Below are 19,781 nucleotides of genomic sequence, written 5' to 3'. Positions count from 1 at the left end.
TCAGTCTAGGGCCCGACCCCTCACTCCCTGACGCTCGGCCGCGCCCCGATGCCCCCTATCATCGGTGGGTGCCTCACCCCCGGACCACCGAGACCGACACCGCCCCCCTGCGGGTGCTCGTCATCCACCGCCGTACCGGTTCGACGGTCCGCTACATCGATCAGGTGGTCGGAGAGGACGAGTCCGGAGTCGACTACCGTTTCGGGCGCGCCCTCCTCGCCCAGACCGACCTCGATGTGGTCTTTCTCCCCCGCTTCGGCTCGCTCTTCGGCGCCCAGGGGCCGACTGGCCCCCGCCTGGTGCTGGAGACGCTCCGTGTCGGGCGCGACCTGCAGCGACGTGGCATCGCACTGGTCCGCACCCTCACCGAGGCCGACCGACAGGGCGGACGGTGGCCTCGCTTGGCGGCCCGCGTCCTGGACCGGTTCACCTCGGCCTTCGTCGTGTTCGACGACTCCGTCAAGCCGCCGACGGGCAAGCCCGTCACCGTGATCCCGTACGCCGACCACCGCGACCGGTTCCTCGGCTACCCCCGCGCCGCACAGGTCCCCGGCCGCGTGCTGTGGGTCGGTGCCAGCCGCTTGGGCCCCGGTCTGCAGGAGCTGGTGGCGGTGTCGCCGCCCCCGTCCGGCGTGCGCTTCGTGGGCGCGGCCGACGCGCCCACCCGAGCACTGCTCGACGGCTGCGACGCCCGGACGGAGCGTCTCTCCGACGGGGCGCTTGTCCAGGAGATCTCGGCCGCCGAGCTCGTCGTGGTGCCCTCGGTGGAGGAGCCGGAGGACTTGAGTGCGGTCTACCTCTCCCTCGCCGTCGACCGTCCGGTGCTGGTGCCCGACACCGCGGCGATGCGTGCACTGCAGAGTCAGGTCGGTGCCACCTGGCTGCCTCTGCTCCCGGCCGCCCTCGACTCCGCCGCGCTCGCTGAGATCGTCGCCGACGTGGCGTTGCCCCTACCCGGTGCCCGTCCCAGCCTGCCGGGAGCGAGCCTGAACGACACCGCTAAGCGCTACGCCACCGTGTTCCGTGCCGCGGCGTCCACCGCGCGCTGACTCACTCCGGCTCCCGCAGGCGCTGGCTGATCACGGTGGAGACGCCGTCGCCGCGCATGGTGACGCCGTACAGCGCGTCACCGACCTCCATCGTGCGCTTCTGGTGGGTGATCACCAGCAGCTGGGAGTGCTCGCGCAGCTCCTCGTAGATCTCCAGCAGGCGTCCCAGGTTGGTGTCGTCCAGGGCCGCCTCGACCTCGTCGAGGATGTAGAACGGCGACGGGCGGGCCTTGAACAGCGAGACCAGGAAGGCCACCGCCACCAGGGAGCGCTCACCGCCGGAGAGCAGCGAGAGCCGCTTGACCTTCTTGCCCGCGGGTCGGGCCTCCACCTCGATCCCGGTGGTCAGCATGTTGGCCGGATCGGTCAGCACCAGCCTGCCCTCACCACCGGGGAAGAGCCGGGAGAAGACGTGGTCGAAGGCGGCGGTGACGTCGGCGTACGCCTCGGCGAAGACCTGCTCCACCCGGGCGTCGACCTCACGCACGATGTCGAGCAGGTCCTTGCGGGTGGTCCGCAGGTCCTCCAGCTGCTCGGTGAGGAACTGGTGGCGCTCCTCCATCGCGGAGAACTCCTCCAGCGCCAGCGGGTTGACCTTGCCCAGCATCGACAGGGCCCGCTCGGCGGTGCGCAGCCGCTTGGTCTGCTCCTCGCGGACGTACGCCGCAGGCTCCGGCTCCGGGTCGTCCTCGGTCGGGGCGACCGGGATCGGCACGCTGGGGCCGTACTCGACCACCAGCACCTCGGGGTCGAGGCCGAGGTCGTCCAGGGAGCGCTCCTCGAGCTGCTCGATCCGCATCCGCTGCTGGCTGCGGGCCAACTCGTCGCGGTGTGCACTGGAGACCAGCTCGTCGAGCTCGGAGCCCAGCCGACGCACCGTGGAGCGGACGTCGAGGAGCTGCTGCTCCCGGCCGAGTCGGGCCTGCTCGATCTCGGTGCGGGCCGCCGAGGCGGCCTCGATCGCCGCCTCCAGACGGGTCAGGACGGCGGCAACGGCAGTGCTGACCGCCTCGGCCGCACGGCCCTCGCGGATCAGCCGCTCGCGCTGGGCGATCGCCTTGGCCCGCGCCTCGCGCTCGGCGGCGGCCGCCCGCAGCAGCGAGTCGGCGCGGCCGTGCAGGGCCCGGGCGCGCTCCTCGGAGGTCCGCAGCGCGAGCCGTGCGTCCATCTCGGCCTGGCGCGCGGTCCGGGCCGCCTCGGCGAACGTCTCCCGGTCGCCGGTGTCGGGCTCCTCGTCGGTGACCTCCTCGGCCGAGGCCAGGCGGCTCTCCAGGTCACCGAGCCCGGCGAGCGCCTCCTCCCGGGAGGCCAGCACCTTCTCGATCGCCTGGCCCAGCCGCTCGGCCTCGCCGCGGGCGGCACGAGCGTGGGCTCCGTACTGGGCGAGCTCCTCGGCCACGGCCGCCAGGGTGGCGTCGGACTCGTGCAGCTGCGCGAGGGCGACGTCGACCCGCTTCTGGGCGTCGAGCCGCTCGGCCTCCAGGCCCGACGTCTCGAAGGTCAGCCGCTCCGAGGTCGCCACCGCGGCGGCCAGCTTCTCCCCCGCGTCGTCGACGGCGGCCTGGATCTCGATCAGGCTCTGCCCCGCCGCCGAGCCGCCGGCGGCGAAGGTGGCGGCGAGCAGGTCACCCTCACGGGTCACCGCGACCACCTCGGGCACGGCCCCGATCAGCGCACGGGCAGCGGCCAGATCCTCGACCACCGCGATCCGGTCCAGCTGCCGGCGTACCGCGGCGGCGAGATCGTCAGGGCACGAGACCTGGTCCACGGCCCAGACCGCACCGTCGGGGAGCGCGGGCCACGGGTCGGCGGGGACGGCGGCACCACCGAGCAGCAGGTCGGCGCGGCCGAGGTCGTCACGCTTGAGCAGGTCGATCGCCCCGACGGCGGCCTCGGCGTCGGCGACCACGACGGCGTCGGCCATCGTGCCGAGCGCGCTCGCGATCGCGGTCTCGAAGCCGGCGGCGACACTGAGCACCGTCGCCACCGAGCCGACCAGTCCGTCGACCGTCGCAGCAGTGGCGAGCAGCGCCCCGGCGCCGTCCTTGCGGGCCAGGCCGACCTCGAGGGCGTCCTTGCGGGCGGCCAGCGCGGTCCGGTCGCGGTCGGCCTGCTGGGCCTGGTCGCGCAGGGCGGCGAGCCGCTCCTCGACGTCGGCCAGCGCCGCCGAGGCGTCCTCGTGCTCGGCGTCGAGGCCCTCCTCACCCGCATCGAGGCCAGCGACCTGGGTCTCCAGAGCGGTGTAGTCACGCTGGGCACGGTCGGCGCGGGCGGTGGCCTCCTCCCGGGCCAGCGCGAGCCGGCCGACCTCCTCGTCGGCGGCGGCGGCGCGGGTCCTGAGCGCGTTGACCTGGCCGGTCAGGCGGGCCAGCCCCTCACGCCGGTCGGCCGCAGCGCGATGCAGGGCCGCGATCCGGCGGTCCTCCTCGGCGGCGGCGTCCTCGGCGCTCTTGCGTGCGTTGACCGCCTCCTCCAGCGCGGTGCGCTGGGCGGTGACCTCGGCGTCCATCTCGGCCTCGGCGACCCGGGCCCGCTCGGCCTGCGCCTCAAGCTCCTCGGGGTCGCGGCCGCCCTGCACGCTGGGCAGGGCCGACGCGTTGCGCATCCGCTCGGCGGCCAGGGACGCGGTGCCGCGCAACCGCTCGCGCAGCCCGTTGAGACCGAACCACGTCTCCTGGGCCTGCGCCAGCGCCGGCAGGTCCTCACGCAGCGCCGCCTCCAGCGCCGTCTCCCGCTCGCGGCCCTCGGTCAGGGCCTGCTCGACGGTGGCCTTGCGGGCCTGGACGACCGACTCGTCGGCGAGCTCGGTGGCCAGCGACTCCCGCGCGCTGACCAGGTCGTCGGCGAGCAGTCGGGCGCGGGCGTCGCGGACGTCGGCCTGGACGGTGGCGGCCTGCCGGGCGACCTCGGCCTGGCGGCCCAACGGCTTGAGCTGACGGCGGATCTCGCTGATCAAGTCCCCGAGCCGGTTGAGGTTGCCCTCGGTCGACTCCAGCTTGCGCAGCGCCTTCTCCTTGCGCTTGCGGTGCTTGAGGACGCCGGCCGCCTCCTCGACGAACCCGCGCCGGTCCTCGGGAGTGGCATGCAGGATGGTGTCGAGCTGCCCCTGACCGACGATGACATGCATCTCGCGTCCGATGCCGGAGTCGCTCAGCAACTCCTGGACGTCGAGCAGCCGGCAGCTCTGGCCGTTGATCGCGTATTCCGACCCGCCGGTGCGGAACATCGTGCGCGAGATGGTGACCTCGGCGTACTCGATCGGGAGGGCGCCGTCGGTGTTGTCGATGGTGAGCAGCACCTCGGCCCGGCCCAGGGGGGCGCGGCCCGACGTTCCGGCGAAGATGACGTCGTCCATCTTGCCGCCGCGCAGGCTCTTGGCACTGGCCTCGCCCATCACCCAGGCCAGGGCGTCGACGACGTTGGACTTGCCCGATCCGTTGGGCCCCACGATGCAGGTGATGCCGGGCTCGAGCTGGAGGGTCGTGGCCGACGCGAAGGACTTGAACCCCTTGAGGGTCAGGCTCTTCAGGTACATCGGGGCTCTCCTGGGACCTCGCACACTGCTTCGTTCACCTACCGCTACCGGACCCTACTATCCCGGCCACGCTCACCGCAGGACTCACACCGCGCTGCCCTCGTGCGCCAGGGTGCCGATCGGGCGCCACAGCACGACCAGGGCCAGCCCGGCCAGGACGAAGCCGAGCCAGTAGGGCGCCGTCAGCCCACCCGCGTGGGAGACCGGGCCGGCGATCGCGGCTCCGACCACCAGGCTGCCCGTCATCAGCATCACGTAGACCGCACCCACCCGGCCCTGGAGCTGGGTCGGGATGATCCGCTGCGTGACGGCACCGTACGTCGCACCCCAGTATCCCTCGTGGATGCCGAACAGGCCCAGCACCACGAACGCCACCGCGGCATGGTCGGTCCAGCCCAGCAGGGCCCAGCTGGCCGTCTCCCAGACCAGGCCGTAGCGCATGATGTCGCCCAACGAGACGCGCCGCTCCACCCAGCCGTAGGTGAACGACCCGATCACCCCACCGACCGCGACCGAGGCCAGCAGCAGCCCGTAGCCGATGGTGCCCAGCCCCAGCCGCTGGTGGGCGTAGAGCACCATCGTCGCCCAGGCCGCCCCGTAGGCCAGGTTGAACGCCACGATCTGCAGGTTGAAGGTCCGCATCGAGGGGTTGTGCCAGGCCCACCGCCACCCGGCCCGGAGCTCGTCGCGCACCCGGGCGCGATCCTCCACCGGTACGCCGTGGGGCGGCAGCCTCAGCCGGGCCAGCTGGGTCAGCGCCAGCAGCCCGCAGATCAGCTGCACCGCGAACGGGACCGCCTGTCCCACCACGAAGAGCACCGCGCCCAGGGGCGGGGCGATCAGCCGGTTGATCCCCATCCAGCCGAACTGGAACCGGGCGTTGGCGATGCCCAGGTCGCGCTTGGCGACCAGCATCGGCAGCACCGTGCGGCCCGCCGTCTGGGCGATCGTGTCGGCGGTGCCCAGCGCCACCATCACCACCAGGACCAGCGCGATCGGGGCGTACCCGAGCACCAGGACGCCGAGCAGCGCGATCCGGAGCGCGGTGCCGCACAGCATCAGACGGCGGCGGTCGTGCCGGTCGGCGAGCACGCCGACGTACAGGCCGAAGGCGAAGCCGGGAAGCCAGTTCAGCAGGGCGGCGAGGGAGATCAGCCGCGGGTCGTCAGTCCGACTGGCCACCAGCAGCGGGCCGGCGGCGGTGGCGAGACCCCCGCCGAGCGCGGTCAGCCAGTTCTGGGCCAGCCACAGCCGGAAGCCGACCCCGAGCCGTCGCGGTGCGACCAGCTCGCCGAGTCGGCTCATCGTCCGACCACGCTCTCAGCGCGGTCGAGGACGCTTCAAGCAGGCTGCATCTCGGTCAGCGACGCGTCGACCAGCTCGGCGACACGGGCGACCAGCAGGTCGTTCTCTGCGGAGAGCTTCTCCACCAGGGCGCTCAGCTCGGCCACGCGGTTGCGCAGCTTCGCGTTGTCGCTCACCAGGAGATGCTGAGCCCGCGGGTCGGTGGGCAGGTGGCCCCACAACGCCTTCGCCATGACGATTCCTTCGGTGATCTTCGGAGACGGTCCCGCAACAGGGACCGTCTCCAAATCTCTCACCCAGGTCTGACCTGGTCAAACGCTCAGGGTTTGACAGCGACCAGTCCGTGCGCGAGGGGGAAGCCGTCCTCCTCGACGCCGAGGGTCGGCTCGGCGGCGTGGCGCTGCCAGGCCAGGTCCTGGAGCGCCCGACCCCAGACCGCACCCTCGGGGTGCAGCCGCGGCAGCACCTTGCCGATCATGTCGGCCAGCGACTCCATCGCCCCGCCGAGCTGGACCATCACCGGCAGCGACAGCCCGGCCCCGGCGACCAGCCGCTCCAGGGAGAAGCGGGTGTGCCGGTAGTAGTCGTGCGGAGCCTCGTGGATCCAGTACAGGAACGGGGTGTTGAGCAGCAGCACTCCCCCGGGCCGCAGGATCCGGCTGATCTCGGCCATCGCGAGCTCGGGGTCGGGCAGGTGCTCGAGCACGTCGGAGAAGAGCACGGTGTCGAACTCGGCGTCGCCGAACGGCAGCGGCGCGGTCAGGTCGCAGGTCACGTCGAGGTGGTCGTTGGCGTGCAGCGAGGACGGCCAGTCGGCGGTCACGACCTCGTCGACGTAGCGCTCGTACAGTCCCCGCATCGGCACCTTGCCACACCCCAGGTCGAGCAGCCGGCCGTGGGCGAAGTCGGGGATCACCCGGTTGTAGAACTTCGCCGTCAGCGAGGCCACCAGGCGCGACGTCGGGGAGAGCTCCGCGGGGTCGGTGGTGGCCTGGAGCAGGCCGTCGACCAGGGCGTACTTCGTCGGTTGCCAGGCTCGGGCCGCGGCGGACGCCCCGGGAGCAGGAGCCGAGGCTGCGGGAGCAGACGCCGGAACCGTGGCCGTCGACGTGACGTCGGCCGTCGTACGGGCGAAGACGAAGAAGTCGGCGAAGGACTCCTCGGCCGGGTCGGAGACCAGCGGGTAGCGGTTCGGGATGTGCTCGACGAGGGTGAACTCCGGGCGGTGCGCCGCGACCCAGTCGGTGAAGCGACGGTGCCGGACGTGGGAGGCGGTGGTGGCCTCGTCGACGTTGGAGGCGTAGACGATCACGAACCGCTCACCGGCGTCGAAGAGCCGGGTCATGTAGAGCTCGAAGACCGGGTCCTCGACCAGGTGGTAGATCACGTCCAGGGAGAGCGATAGGTCGGCCCGCTCCCCGGCGTAGGCGTCGGTGTGGACGAACGCCTTGGTCGGGTCGCCGGCGAACCGCTCGCGGCACAGCTGCAGGCTGCGCTCGGCGACGTCGTAGCCGACGTAGCGCGGGTAGGCGGCCAGCTCGAGCTGGGCGCCGTCACCGGAGCCGAACTCGATCACGGTGGTCAGCCCGTGCCGGGCGACGAAGGCGTTGAGCACCTCGGCCTTGAACTCGGCGAGGCGGCCGTAGGAACCGGCACCGGAGTGGCCCCCATCGCGGTAGCGCTCGCTCCAGTACGCCGCGCTGTCGAAGGTCTCCCCCGCCAGCCGGACCGGGGCGACCGGCTTGGGCATCGCGGCAGCGGAGCGAGCCGGGGTCCGGGCCGGAGTCTGCGCCGGGGCGACCGCTGCGGCCGCTGCGGCCGGAGCCGGCACGGGTGCGACCTCGTCCAGCGGCGAGCCGAAGCGGTCGAGCATCGCCGCGATCTGCCGGTCGTTGCCGCCCGACCAGTTCGACTCCATCAGCGAGGAGGTCTGCGAGCCCGGCCAGGTCTCGTTCAGCCAGGTCGGACCGACCACGCGGGCCACCCGGCCGGCGCGACGCATCATCCAGTAGAGCCAGACGTCGTCGGCCTCGGGCGCCAGCGCGGTGAAGGTGGCCTCGTCGGAGACCTCGGCGGCGAAGGAGTGGGGCGGGTACAGCGTGCCGCCGCAGCCGGTCGGGAAGACCTCGACCCCGCTGTGGCCGGCGCCGAGCTCGTGGTGCCACTGCGCGTAGGGCCGGATCCGGCCGGCGTCGTCCAGGCTCACGGCGTGGGCGCGCCGGCACAGCACCTCCTCGTTCGAGCGGTACGCCGCCACCAGCGGGCCCACCGTGTCGAGCGGGTACACCTGGTCGTCGTCCACGACCAGCACGAACGCGTCCGGGTAGGCCTCCAGCGCCGGGATGATCTTCTTGTAGGACCGGGTGTCGGGCGTGGTCCTGATGGTGAGGCCGCGCTGAGTGAGACGCCGCACGCCGCCGGGCAGACGCGGCTCGTCCTCGGGTGCGACCCAGAGCACCACCTCGTCGGCGGTCACGCTCTGGTGCAGCAGCCGGCGCAGGGTCAGCTCGAGGGTGCCGAACCGGGCCGGGTAGGAGGTCAGACTGACCACCAGGCGCCCCGGCAGAGTGTGCGGGCGCTGCGGGAGCCGGACGTAGGTGCGCACGTCCGCGTCGGCCTCGACGACGTGGTCGTCCAGGGCGAAGTCGGCGGCGTAGAGCTCCACCCAGTCCGCCGCGCGCAGCGGCAGCGGCGACTGGGCCGGCGTCCGCACCACGACCCGGGTCGTGGCCGGAGCGAAGGAGTCGTCGAAGGCACGGTGGAACTCGGGGTCGGAGAGCACGTCGAGGGTCTCGTTCAGCTCGACGACACCACTGGGCGCACCGACCAGCCACACCGGCTCGTCGGGGTTGAGCCCGTGTCGGCGTACGCCGTCCTCACCGAGCAGGTCCAGCGGGGTCTCGCGCTGCCAGTTCAGGCCGGCCTCGGTGAGCCGATCCTCGAAGTCGTCGCCGTAGTAGCGGACGTGGTCGGCCTGGCCGAAGCGACGGATCCGCTCGGCATCCGAGGCACTCGGGTCCTCGTCGGTGGGGACACCGGCACGGAACGGCACCGCGATGATGCCGAGCCCACCGGGACGCAGCACTCGGGCGATCTCCCGCATCGCGGCGCGGTCGTCGGGGACGTGCTCCAGGACGTGGGAGCAGACCAGCAGGTCGACGGAGTCGTCACGGTGGGGCAGCGCGGTGACGCTGCCCAGGACGTCGACGAGGCGGTTGTCGGCGCCGAGGTCGAGGCGGCAGTGCAGGCCGGGCGCGACCCGCTCGAAGATCGCCGTCGTCTGGGGCGAGGGCGCGATGTCGAGCAGGACGTCGATCGGGTCGAGCATCGGCACCGAGATCTCCAGCACCAGGCCGAGGAAGCGGTGCCGCTCCAGGCTGCCGCACCGCGGGCAGGCAGCGTCGGGGCGGCCGCCCGGACCGGGGGCGAACCCCGGAAGGTCGGAGCCGCACGCGCTGCAGTGCCGCGTCAGGGCACCTGCGGGAACCATCGTCTGAGCACTCACTTGCTCCACCACCTCACGGCACAACTCTTGATCACGGCGGCGTCGTGCGTGGCACGGACACCGGCCAGGGCCGGGCTCACCCGGTTGGCGGTGAGGAGCATCTGGGAGCCCTCCCGCACCTCGGCCTCGGCATGCTCGGTCGAGTGGCACAGCACCAGCTCGAAGTCGCGGTGGCCGTGGGGGTCGATGCCGGTCTCGGCCATCGCCGCGAGCACCACCTGCTCGGCCTGCTCGGCCTCCATGCCGACAGCGAGCAAGCGCAGCGAGACCTGCTCGCGGTCCAGCGCCTCACACCAGCAGGTGAGCAGTGCGGGGGCGACGGCGAGCTCGTCGACGTACACGGACGCGACGAACGGCTCGATCCCCCTGCTGCTCGGGTCGGCGGTGCGGGGTGAGGGCACGACGGCGGCGACTGGCACGTCTGCCCTTCGGTCCTGCGGCGCCGGATCTGAGGCAAGCCGGGAGAACAGGTCGCGGTTCTCCTGCGAGGCCGGGTCGAGCGCGACCGCGCGGACCGCCTCGCTCAGGGCCGCGGCCCGGTCGGCGTGCTCCTGGGCCAGGGCCTGGCGGCGGTGGTCGGCGGCACGGAGCCGGTCGGCGTCGGTGACCTCGAAGAGCTCGTCGGGGCCGATCCCCAGGCCGAGCAGCGTCACCATGCCGGTGAGCTGGGTGCCCACGGCCTCGACCAGACGCTCGGTCGGGGCCGAGGAGAGGTCGACCCCGGTGAGCAGCAGCCGTCGCACCCGCAGGTCACGGCGCAGCAGCCGCAGCCGTTGCTCGTCGCTGTGCCCGATCAGGCCGTTGACGTTGCGCTCGTGGCGCCGGTAGAGCACCAACGGCTCGGCGAGCACGGCGATCTCCCAGTCCTGGGCGGTGTGCACGGCCAGCCACCAGTCCCGGCACCAGGCCCAGCCCGGTGCTCGCGGGGCGGTGCGGGCGATCTCGGTCCGCATCGTGATCGAGGAGGTGGTGGCCTGGTTGCTGACCAGGTAGTCGCCCAGCACCCGGCCGCGGAAGAGCGGGGCACCCCCGAACAGCGAGGGGCGCAGCACCGATCCGGCGGCGTCGACGATGGTCATGTCGCTGTGCACCAGCCCGACCTCGGGGTGGCGGCGCAGGTGCTCGACGGTGGCGGCGAGCCGGCCGGGCAGCCACGCGTCGTCGGCGTCGAGGAAGGCGACGTACTCGCCCCGGGCGGCGTCCAGGCCGGCGTACATCGCCACCGTCGGTCCGGCGTTGGCCTGGCGCAGCACAGTGATCGCGTCGCCGTAGCCGGCCAGCACCTCCGGAGTGGCGTCGGTGGAGCCGTCGTCGACGACGATCACCTCGACCTCCCCCGCGGCGAAGCCGGTCTGGGCGAGCACGGAGTCGATCGCGGCACCGACGAACTCGGCGTAGTCGTGGGCGACCACGAGGCAGGTGACCACCGGGGTCACCTCAACAGCAGGGACGCAGGCCTCCCCCAGCGCCGTCACCACGGCGGCGGGCACCCGGCGCACCCCGGAGTCGGCCACCGCGGCAGTGACCCGGTCGTGCTCGGCCGGGTAGTGCTCGGCGTAGGCCACCACCCCGGGCCAGAAGACGTCGCAGACCGCGTCGCAGGCGGCGATCAGACCGGGGCGGTCTCCGGCGACGCGCTGCATCGCCGCGATCGCGGCGACCTTGCGCTCGACGTGGACGGTCCAGTCGTCGAGTCCCGAGCGCGTGATGGTGCCCTCGCGCTGGACCCACAGATAGGTCGAGCCGTCCCGGAAATCGGTCAGGCCCAGCCGTGCCCCCGAGGTCGCGAGCACCTCCATCCAGAAGACGGTGTCGTCGGCGTAGCGCAGCTCCGGGTCGAACCGGACCTCACCGATCGCCGCACGCTCGGCGAGCTTGCCCCAGGCCGGGTTGATCGCGGGCCACAGGTCGGCGTTGTCGGCCGGGCGGCGGAGGAACCGACGCGGGACGGCGTTGAGCCAGACCTCCTCGTGGCGCTCGTCCAGACGTCCATCGGCGACCAGGGCGACCCTGCCGAACGGGATCGTGCCGGGCCTGGCGGCGTCCCAGAGTGCCTCCAGGTAGCCCGGCTCCAGCCGGTCGTCGTCGTCGACGAAGGCGATCCACGGCGCTGTCGGACCGTCGAGGGCGAGGTTGCGGGCGCTCTGGGCGCTGGCGACCTCGGTCTCGATCAGCCGCACCGTCATCGCCCGATGGGCGGCGGCCCACTCCCGCACGATCCGCGGTGTGTCGCACGCCGGACCGTTCTGCACCACCACGACCTCGAACAGCGCCGGGTCGAGGCTCTGGGCTGCCAGATCGTCCAGGCAGGTGGCGATCCGGTCCTGCCCACGGTACGTCGGCACGATCACGCTGATCTGGGGGCCGGTGCCCGCGCCACTGTCACTGACAAGATCAGCATCCGCCGCAGCGACACCGGTATCGGCGAGGTGCGCGGCGACCAACGCCGCCAGCGCCCCCATCTCCTCCGGGACCGTCTGCCCCGCATAGCCCGCCTCGACCAGGGCTCCGGCGAGGATCGCGACCAGGCCGTCGTCGGCGACCGGGCGGGGCTCGACGGCCGCGCCCGCGGTGTCGATCCGGGCCTGCCAGGTCAGCTCGGGCCGGCCGACCTTGATCAGCGCGGCCAGCACGTGCGCGAACGGGTCGGAGCCGAGGCTGGTCAGGCGGGTCACCGGCGCCTGGCCGGTCGAGCGGGAGACGACGTACTCGAGCAGGGGTGTGAGCACATCGCCGAGCTCGCCCCAGGCCAGGCTCGCTCCGGAGACCTCGATCCGGTCGCCGACGAACGGCTCCACGGACGCGGGCACCGTGACGCCGGCGGCGCTGATCGTGGCCAGCGCGATCGCCCTGTCGATCCCGGCGGTGGCCAGGGTGGCAGCGGCCTCGCGGCCCGAGCCGATCACGAGCTCGCCCAGGACGACCCGCATCAGCTCGGTCCACGGCACGCGGTCGGCGATCCCGGCCTCGACCAGGGCGGCGTGCAGCCGGGCCGCCTCGGCGGGGCGCTCGCACAGCGAGGACTCGACGTACCAGCGCGCGACGAAGCCGAGCTGGGCATCCACGACGCGCTGCACCCGGCGGGAGAACGGCAGCGCACAGATCCGGGTGAGGGTGGCGACGCAGGCCTCGCCGGAGGCCTCCCAGGTGCGGGTGCCGCCGTGGGCGCTCAGGCCGTCGGCGCGCTTCACATAGACGTACGCCGACTCCACGCCGCCCGAGGCGACCCGCAGGTCGAAGCTGCCGCGGGCGTAGACGGAGAGCCAGAACAGGGTGTCCTCACCGGTGGCGAGGGCCTCGTCGAACCCGACGGCGCGGGCGACGTCGGTGGCGACCGCCTTGCCGTGGGTGGGACGCAGGTACCAGTCGAGCTCCTCGATGTCGGCGCGGCGGGCCATCGCGTTGAGGCCCTGGAGTCCGACGGGGTGGTGGAAGGAGAGCGTCTCGGGGGCGTCGGCGCCCATCTCCTCCCACACCGTGCAGGCGATCACCAGCGGTGCGCACTGCGACAGCAGGGCGGCAGCGAATCGGGGCCGGACCACGTCGTCGCTGTCGACGAAGGTGACGTAGTCGGCGCTGACGGCTGCCAGGCCGGCGTTGCGGGCCGCAGCGGCGGTGCGGGCGTGCGGGGCGTCGACGACGCTCAGCGGGATCTCGGGGTGGGCGGCGGCCCACGCCTCGATCAGCGCGCGGGCGCCGTCCTCGGGGCCGTTGGGCACGACCACGATCTCGACGGCACCGGCCGGAACCGTCTGGTCACCGAGTGAGTCCAGGCACTCGACGATGGTCGCGGCCGAGCGGTGGCAGGGCACCACCACGGCCAGGCGCGGGGTGGACAGGTCGAGGCCGTCGAGGTCGGGGGCGGCGTCCCAGGGTGCCAGCACGCCGTGCGCGGCGGCCTCGGCGCTCAGGGCGCGGAACTGGTCGGGGTGGGCGATCAGGTACGGCCTGACGACCTGCTCCCAGCCGGGGTGTGCGGCAGAGTCGGCACCGTCGGCACCGGCGGCACGGGCTTGGTCCAGGACGCGCCGTACGTCGGCCGGGGTCGGCTGCGGGGTGACAGGGCCACGCGTGGTGCGCCAGTGGAACTCACGCAGACCGACGCGCTCGACCTCGGCCTGGAGGCGGGCCAGCGCCTCGGGGCTCTGCCGGGCGTACGGGCCGAGGAAGGAGTTCCACGACCCCCAGACGTGGAACTCGCGGGCCGCGGCGCCCAGCGGGCTCCCGGCCTCGATCGACTCCAGGGCGCGGGTGGTGCGGATCCGGGCCTCGACGTCGGCCCAGGGCAGCTCCTCGCCGTGCTTCATCATCGAGCCGCGCCGGATGTCGACGAAGTAGGCGGCTGCCGGGTCCTGTGCGACGGCCAGCCGGACGTCGTACGCGTTGAGGTAGCGGACCAGGTAGTCGGTGTCGCAGCCCAGTCGCAGCTCCTCGTCGAAGCGCAGCGCGGCGGCCTTGCGTCGGTCCAGGAGCTTCGCCCAGGCCGAGCCGGCCATGATCGCCAGGTCCTCGCCGGTGCCGCCCTCGTGGGCGCGCATGACGCGGGTGAAGTCGGTGTCGAAGGTGCCGTTGTCGAAGTCGCCGTCGAAGGCGTGCGCGATCAGGACGCCGGAGACGACGTCGGGGCCACCGCTGGCGAGCAGGGCCTCCAGGTAGCGCGGAGCCACCCGGTCGTCGTCGTCGACGAAGGTGACGAAGCGGCCGCGGGCGGCGGCCAGGGCCTCGTTGCGGGCGTAGGCCTCGCCGGCCCCCTCCCGCTCCTCGAAGCGGAGCCGGAAGCCGGGGTGGGCCTCGCACCAGCGCTCGACCACCTCGGCGGTCCCGGTCCGCGGACCGTTGCTGACCACCACCACCTCGAACTGGTCCAGGGCCAGGGTCTGGAAGGCGAGTGAGTCCAGGCAGCCGGTGATCCGGTCGTGTCCCTGGTACGTCGGCACCAGCACGCTCACCACCGGCGAGGCGGCATCGCGCTTGCTGTCGGTGGGCCGGGCGGGACGGCGCGACCGGCTCACCGGGCCTCCTCGGCGAAGTGCAGTCCGGTGCTGCCGAGGGCCTCGTTCAGGGCGACCGGGAGGTAAGGGTGGGAGCCGTGCCGGACCGCGTCGGCGTGGTCGCCGAGGTAGCGGGAGAAGGAGAGCCAGCTGACCGGCATCGCCGCGGCCGAGGCGGCCAGGTGGGACAGCAGCGCCTCGGTGGCGGCGGTGCTCGGCCCGCCCAGGCACACGGTGCTGCCGTCGGTGAGCAGGCCGCCGAAGTTGAGGTGCGGGCGGTCGTAGCCGCGCACGTCGTAGCGCTCGAACGCCATCGTCTCCTCCAGGCGCATCGGGATCGCGGCGGCCTGGTTGGTCTGGTAGCCGTCGCCGCCGAGGATCGGGCGGGTGTGCAGGATCGGGGTGGCGTCGATGATCGCGATCCGGCCGGTCCGGGTCATGCGTGGCCAGACCGCGTCAACGCCCCAGCCGCTGAGGGTGTCGCGCATCGTGGGCAGCGCCCGGGCGAGCATGTCGCGCGACATCAGCGGGCACATCAGCTCGACGAAGTTGGTGAACCGGACCTGGAAGGCGGGGTGCTGGCCGACGATCTGGTGGACGAAGGAGGAGCCCGGTGCGAGCGCCGGCTGGGCCAGGTCCAGGCCGAGGTCGGCGACGATGTTGAAGAACTCGCTCACCGTCTCGGGCTCGCACAGCAGGTCGTCGTCGGGCATCCAGACGTAGTCGTAGCGGGCGATCACGTCGGCCATCGCGTCGAAGGTGGCGACCAGGCCGGGCCACTTCTGTCCCGCGACGTGGTGCACGAAGGCGGCGCCGTCGGCCATCCCCAGCGCGACCGGGTCCTCGTCGGCATACCAGGACAGGCCGTAGTCGAAGTTCTGCTCCTCCAACCGGGCCACGAGCTTGGGGTGCAGGGAGTTCTTGCCGGCCCGGAAGAGGGCGAGGAAACGGCGCGACGAGGTCGAGGTCACGCCACTCCATCGGCGCGACGGCCCAGGACCTGAGTCCTGATCCAGCAGCCCGTGCGTGACCAGTGCCTCACGCACCCGGCCGGCATCCTCGGGATGCTCGCGGGCGTGGTCGAGCACCCGTGTCATCGGGGCGGCGGCGAGCCGGTCGGCCAGGGCCCGCAGCGGCGTCCCGGGAGCACCGATCCGGCCCAGGGCGGTGAGCATCGTGAGCACCGGCCCGACGTGACTCTCCCAGGTGGTCGCGGCACCGAAGCCGGTGATGCCGTCGGCACGAACGCGATAGAGGTACGCCGCCTCCGGCCCCGCGTCGGCGACGCTCAGGGTGGGTGCGAAGCGTTCGGCCAGCCGGAGCCAGAAGATCGTGTCGTCGCCGTACCGTGCCAGCGTGTCGTCGAAGCCGATCTCGCGGGCCTGCGCCAAGGACACGACCTTGCCCCACACCGGTCGCAGGAGGTCGCCGATCTCGTCGAGCCCGCCGGTGCGCCCCGCCATGCGCAACGGACCGGCGGCCATGTCGCCGCTCCAGTCCGGCTCGTCCCAGCGCTCGTGGTGGATCCGGGCTCCGGGTACGACCCCGATCCACCCCGGTCCGGCGACCGAGGCCAGCGCCGCGACGAACCCGGGGCCGACCCGGTCGTCGTCGTCGACGAACGTGACCCACTCCCCCGTGGCCGCCTCCAACCCGAGGGTGCGGGCATGGGTGACGCTGCCGCGGTCGCTCTCGAGCACGATCAGGTCGACGCTGCGCGGCGTCTCGGCCCAGGCCCGGACCAGCGCCGGACTGTCGTCGCGCTCCCCGTTGATCACCAGCACGACCTCGACCTGCACCGGCTCCGGGGCGTGCTGGGCGACCAGCGCCGCGGCCTCGAGTGAGTCTAGGCACTCGATCACCCACCGTCGACCACGATGGGACGGGACGATCACGCTGAGTCTCACCTCAGCCCAGTCGGCACGCTCCGGCCGAACCTGAACCCCCAGCGCCTCGCGATGGAGCCGCGCGGCGCGGAACCGCGGCACCGCCCTAGAGTTCCGAACACGTTCCGAATACCCTGGAATGCATGACGCTCGGAGCCGCCCTCCCCCTGCACACCCGGCGCTCCTCGGACCTGAGCAAACACTCAGCCGAGGTCTTCGCCGAGGCTGAGGACCACCCCGTCACGGTGACCCGCCGCGACGGGGAGTCGCTCGTGCTGATGTCTCAGCGCGAGGCCGACGCCCGAGCCAAGCTCCTGGACATCGCCGCGACGCTCGTCTCCATGTCGCTCGAGGACGGCCCCCTGTCCGAGCGCTTGGCCAGCCGGTATCCGTGGATGTTCGCCCTCAGCATCGAGGACCGGGAGCAGTGCGCTCGCGACGTCGTCGACGCCGCCCGAGCCTCGTTCTCGACCCAGCAGCCCCACCTCGCGATCACCCAACTCACCAGCTGGCGCGAGACCGCCACGGCGATCGCCGCGGGCCTCGGCTCGCAGCCGGTCGACTGGCTCGATGTGGACGGCGACTCCGCCGACACGGTCGTCGAGCGCCCCTGAGCATGGCCAAGGAGACTGCCGTCCCGCGACCGGCCAAGAGGTCGGAGTACGTCTTGAGGTTCGCGACGACGCAGTCGGAGAAGGGCTGGCGCGACCTCGTCGCCACGATCCGGAACCCGATGAGCGACACCTGGGACTTCCTGACCCGCACGCCCCTGGCGACGACTCCTACCAACTACCCACTCAAGGGATCCTTGGGCGTGGTCACTCGGGGCAGCCGGACCTACCAGCGCTGGCAGCACAAGCCGACCCTCAAGGGCTCCGCGCGGGTGTGGTTCTACGTCGACGACACCACCGTCTATCTGGAACAGGTCCACACCGCGCACCCCCACGAGACCACATGACGCCGGATCGGAGCTGCGGCCCGGGCGATGTCGCCCGTCTGTTACGGCTACGAGCAGTCGGCCTTCAGCGGGCCGAGCGCGGTGCCGGCTGGCAGGCCGGACAGAAGTAGGACGACCGGTTCATGAAGGAGACCCGCGTGATCGGCGTACCGCAGCGGTCGCACGCCCGGCCCTCCTGGCCGTAGGCATGCAGGGACCTGTCGAAGTAGCCCGACTCACCGTTGACGTTGACGTAGAGCGCGTCGAAGGAGGTGCCGCCCTGGGCGAGCGCCTCGCGCATCACGTCGGCGGCCGACTCCAGGACGCGGTGCAGCACCGGCTTGGTCAGCTTCTGACCCTGACGCTCGCCGTGGACGCCGGCACGCCACAGTGCCTCGTCGGCGTAGATGTTGCCGACCCCGCTGACCACGGTCTGGGTGAGCAGCAGGCGCTTGATCCCGCTGGCCGAGCGCTTCATCCGGGCCACGACCCGGTCGGGGTCGAACGCCTCCTCCAGCGGGTCGGGGGCGATGTGGGCGATCTCGGGTGGGATCACGGCACCGCCGGGGCTGATCCCCAGGCCGCCGAACATCCGCTGGTCGACGAAGCGCAGCTCGGAGCCCTGATCGAGGCCGAAGCGGACCCGCAGGTGTCGTTCCGCGGCGGCGTCGGGCTGCTGGATCAGCATCTGCCCGCTCATCCCGAGGTGGACCATCAGGGCGTCGCCGGTGTCGGGGTCGTCGAGGGCGACCCAGAGGTACTTGCCGCGGCGTCGGGCCGCGACCAGGGTGCGGCCGGTCAGCTCGGCGACGAAGGCGGCGGGGCCGCCGACGATGCTGCGCACCGGACGGGCGTGCAGCACCTCGACCGAGGTCGTGATGCGTCCGACGGCGTGGCGTTCGAGCCCCGCCCGGACGACCTCGACCTCAGGAAGCTCAGGCATCCGCCGACTGGTGGGCGGCGCGGATCTCCCGGTACGCCGTCTCGGCGGCCTGCGCCTCGGCGACCTTCTTCGAGCCACCGACGCCGTTGCCGTACAGCTCGCCCTTGACCTTGACCTTCGCGTGGAAGGTCTTCATGTGGTCGGGGCCCTCGTCGGTGATGACGTACTCCGGGACACCGAGGCCGAGCTCGGCGGTCAGCTCCTGGAGCGAGGTCTTCCAGTCCAGGCCCGCACCGAGGTGGGAGGCCTCCTCGATCAGCGGGTCGAAGAACCGGTGCACCAGCACCGAGGAGACCTCGATGCCGCCCGACAGGTGGACCGCGCCGATCACCGCCTCGACGGTGTCGGAGACGATCGAGTCCTTGTCGCGTCCACCGGTGGCGTCCTCGCCACGGCCCAGCTTGAGGTGCTGGCCCAGACCGATGCTGCGGCCGACACCGGCCAGCGCACGGGCGTTGACCACGGCGGCACGCAGCTTGGCGAGCCGACCCTCGGGCAGGTCGGGGTGGCGCTTGTAGAGCGTCTCGGTCACGACCACACCGAGCACCGAGTCACCCAGGAACTCCAGGCGCTCGTTGGTCGGGATCCCGCCGTTCTCGTAGGCATAGGACCGGTGCGTGAGCGCAAGCTCAAGCAGCTCGGGGTCCAGAACTGGATCCCCGAGCTGCGAGCGAAGGTCGATGTAGTTGATCGACGCGTTCTTGCTAGACGTGGCTATCGCCGTTCGTCCTGACCGAGTGGTCAGAGAACCTGGCGACGGTCAGCCTTGGCGCCGTACTGGCCGCACTCACCGCAGGCGCGGTGGGGCAGGTGCTTGGCACCGCAGGCCGGGTTGGCGCAGGTCGCCAGGGTCGGCGCAACGGCCTTCCATGCCGAACGACGGTGGCGCGTGTTGCTGCGCGACATCTTCCGCTTCGGAACAGCCACGATCTTCTCCTCTAACTTGCACAATGCGTCGGGGTTGTCCGCAAAAGACAACTTGATGATCCTAGGGGGGAAACGCCCCCAAGTGTTATTCGGCGGTCTCCGTCGAGGCCTCGTCGCCGGTCTCCAGGCCGACCAGCCCGGCCCAGCGCGGGTCGATCGGGGCGTCGTGGGTGTGCTCGGGGTCCTCGACCAGACGGAAGCCGCACTCGGTGCACAGCCCGAGGCAGTCCTCCGAGCACAGCGGCTGGAGCGGCAGGTCGAGCACGACGGCGTCGCGCAGCGCGGGCTCGAGGTCGACCAGCTCGCCGTCGGTGAGGCTGATGTCGTCGTTCTCGTCCACCGTGGCGGCGTCACGCGTGTCGTCGTACATGTAGAGCTCCTGGAAGTGGATGTCGATCTCGTCGACGATCGGCTCCAGGCAGCGCACGCACTCCCCCTTCAACGGGGCGACACCGTCGGCGGTGACCAGCACGCCCTCCATCACGGCCTCCAGTCGCAGGTCGAGGTCGACCGGAACGCCCTCGGGAACGGCCAGCATCTCGATGCCGAGCTCGGCCGGAGCCGGCACGGTGACGGTCAGCTCGCGCTGCGAACCGGGGCGCCGACCGAGCTCGTGGGTGTCGATCACGAACGGGGCGCGCGGGTCCAGGCGGTGGGGGGTTGCACTCACGAGGAACACGGTAGCCTTGCGCAACCCTGATAG

13 protein-coding genes are annotated in these 19,781 nt (G+C 72.3%); 3 read left to right on the top strand and 10 right to left on the bottom strand.

All coding sequences use genetic code 11. The features are described from left to right. The first annotated feature begins 68 nt into the window (after positions 1–68). Entirely contained in the window at positions 69–1,049 is a 981-nt protein-coding gene (locus Q1V88_RS07740; RefSeq protein ID WP_300680140.1) for a hypothetical protein, read from the top strand. A 1-nt stretch (position 1,050) separates the two neighbouring features. Here Q1V88_RS07740 and smc read toward each other — a convergent pair whose 3' ends face one another. The 6 genes from smc to Q1V88_RS07710 form a co-directional block, all read right to left on the bottom strand. Next, positions 1,051–4,584, bottom strand: coding sequence for a chromosome segregation protein SMC (smc, locus tag Q1V88_RS07735; protein ID WP_300680136.1), 3,534 nt, complete (start codon positions 4,582–4,584; stop codon positions 1,051–1,053). A gap of 84 nt (positions 4,585–4,668) precedes the next feature. Continuing rightward, a complete protein-coding gene (locus tag Q1V88_RS07730) occupies positions 4,669–5,889 on the bottom strand; it encodes an MFS transporter (RefSeq protein WP_300680134.1) in 1,221 nt (406 codons plus the stop codon). Between the two features lie 35 nt (positions 5,890–5,924). Continuing rightward, entirely contained in the window at positions 5,925–6,122 is a 198-nt protein-coding gene (locus Q1V88_RS07725) for a hypothetical protein (RefSeq protein WP_300680131.1), read from the bottom strand. A gap of 86 nt (positions 6,123–6,208) precedes the next feature. Next, positions 6,209–9,379, bottom strand: a complete 3,171-nt coding sequence (locus Q1V88_RS07720; RefSeq protein ID WP_300680129.1) for a methyltransferase domain-containing protein — start codon at positions 9,377–9,379, stop codon at positions 6,209–6,211. 11 nt (positions 9,380–9,390) lie between these two features. Beyond that, the gene (locus Q1V88_RS07715; protein WP_300680126.1) at positions 9,391–14,406 is read right to left on the bottom strand and encodes a glycosyltransferase; all 5,016 of its coding nucleotides are present in this window, start codon (positions 14,404–14,406) and stop codon (positions 9,391–9,393) included. Continuing rightward, the gene (locus Q1V88_RS07710) at positions 14,403–16,280 is read right to left on the bottom strand and encodes a DUF707 domain-containing protein (RefSeq protein WP_300680123.1); all 1,878 of its coding nucleotides are present in this window, start codon (positions 16,278–16,280) and stop codon (positions 14,403–14,405) included. Before Q1V88_RS07710 ends, Q1V88_RS07715 begins: the two co-directional genes overlap by 4 nt. Positions 16,281–16,414: 134 nt before the next feature. Here Q1V88_RS07710 and Q1V88_RS07705 point away from each other — a divergent pair, with 134 nt between their 5' ends. Both Q1V88_RS07705 and Q1V88_RS07700 read left to right on the top strand, forming a co-directional pair. Then, positions 16,415–16,885, top strand: a complete 471-nt coding sequence (locus tag Q1V88_RS07705; RefSeq protein WP_300680121.1) for a hypothetical protein — start codon at positions 16,415–16,417, stop codon at positions 16,883–16,885. 2 nt (positions 16,886–16,887) lie between these two features. Continuing rightward, complete coding sequence (locus Q1V88_RS07700) at positions 16,888–17,229, top strand: hypothetical protein (protein ID WP_300680118.1); 342 nt, start codon at positions 16,888–16,890, stop codon at positions 17,227–17,229. A gap of 64 nt (positions 17,230–17,293) precedes the next feature. Here the strand turns inward: Q1V88_RS07700 and mutM are convergent, their stop codons facing one another. The 4 genes from mutM to Q1V88_RS07680 all read right to left on the bottom strand — a co-directional run bounded on the left by mutM (position 17,294) and on the right by Q1V88_RS07680 (position 19,748). Then, positions 17,294–18,151: a bifunctional DNA-formamidopyrimidine glycosylase/DNA-(apurinic or apyrimidinic site) lyase gene (gene mutM, locus Q1V88_RS07695; protein WP_300680115.1), complete on the bottom strand. Its 858-nt coding sequence runs from the start codon at positions 18,149–18,151 to the stop codon at positions 17,294–17,296. Then, positions 18,144–18,833, bottom strand: coding sequence for a ribonuclease III (gene rnc / locus Q1V88_RS07690; protein WP_300680246.1), 690 nt, complete (start codon positions 18,831–18,833; stop codon positions 18,144–18,146). Before rnc ends, mutM begins: the two co-directional genes overlap by 8 nt. Positions 18,834–18,892: 59 nt before the next feature. Further along, a complete protein-coding gene (gene rpmF, locus Q1V88_RS07685) occupies positions 18,893–19,078 on the bottom strand; it encodes a 50S ribosomal protein L32 (protein WP_300680113.1) in 186 nt (61 codons plus the stop codon). Positions 19,079–19,163: 85 nt separating this feature from the next. Then, complete coding sequence (locus Q1V88_RS07680) at positions 19,164–19,748, bottom strand: YceD family protein (RefSeq protein WP_300680110.1); 585 nt, start codon at positions 19,746–19,748, stop codon at positions 19,164–19,166. Positions 19,749–19,781: the final 33 nt, after the last annotated feature.

Source organism: Nocardioides sp., from assembly GCF_030150155.1.
In the GTDB taxonomy this organism is placed as follows: domain Bacteria; phylum Actinomycetota; class Actinomycetes; order Propionibacteriales; family Nocardioidaceae; genus Nocardioides.
This window is presented reverse-complemented; position numbering and strand designations above follow the sequence as displayed.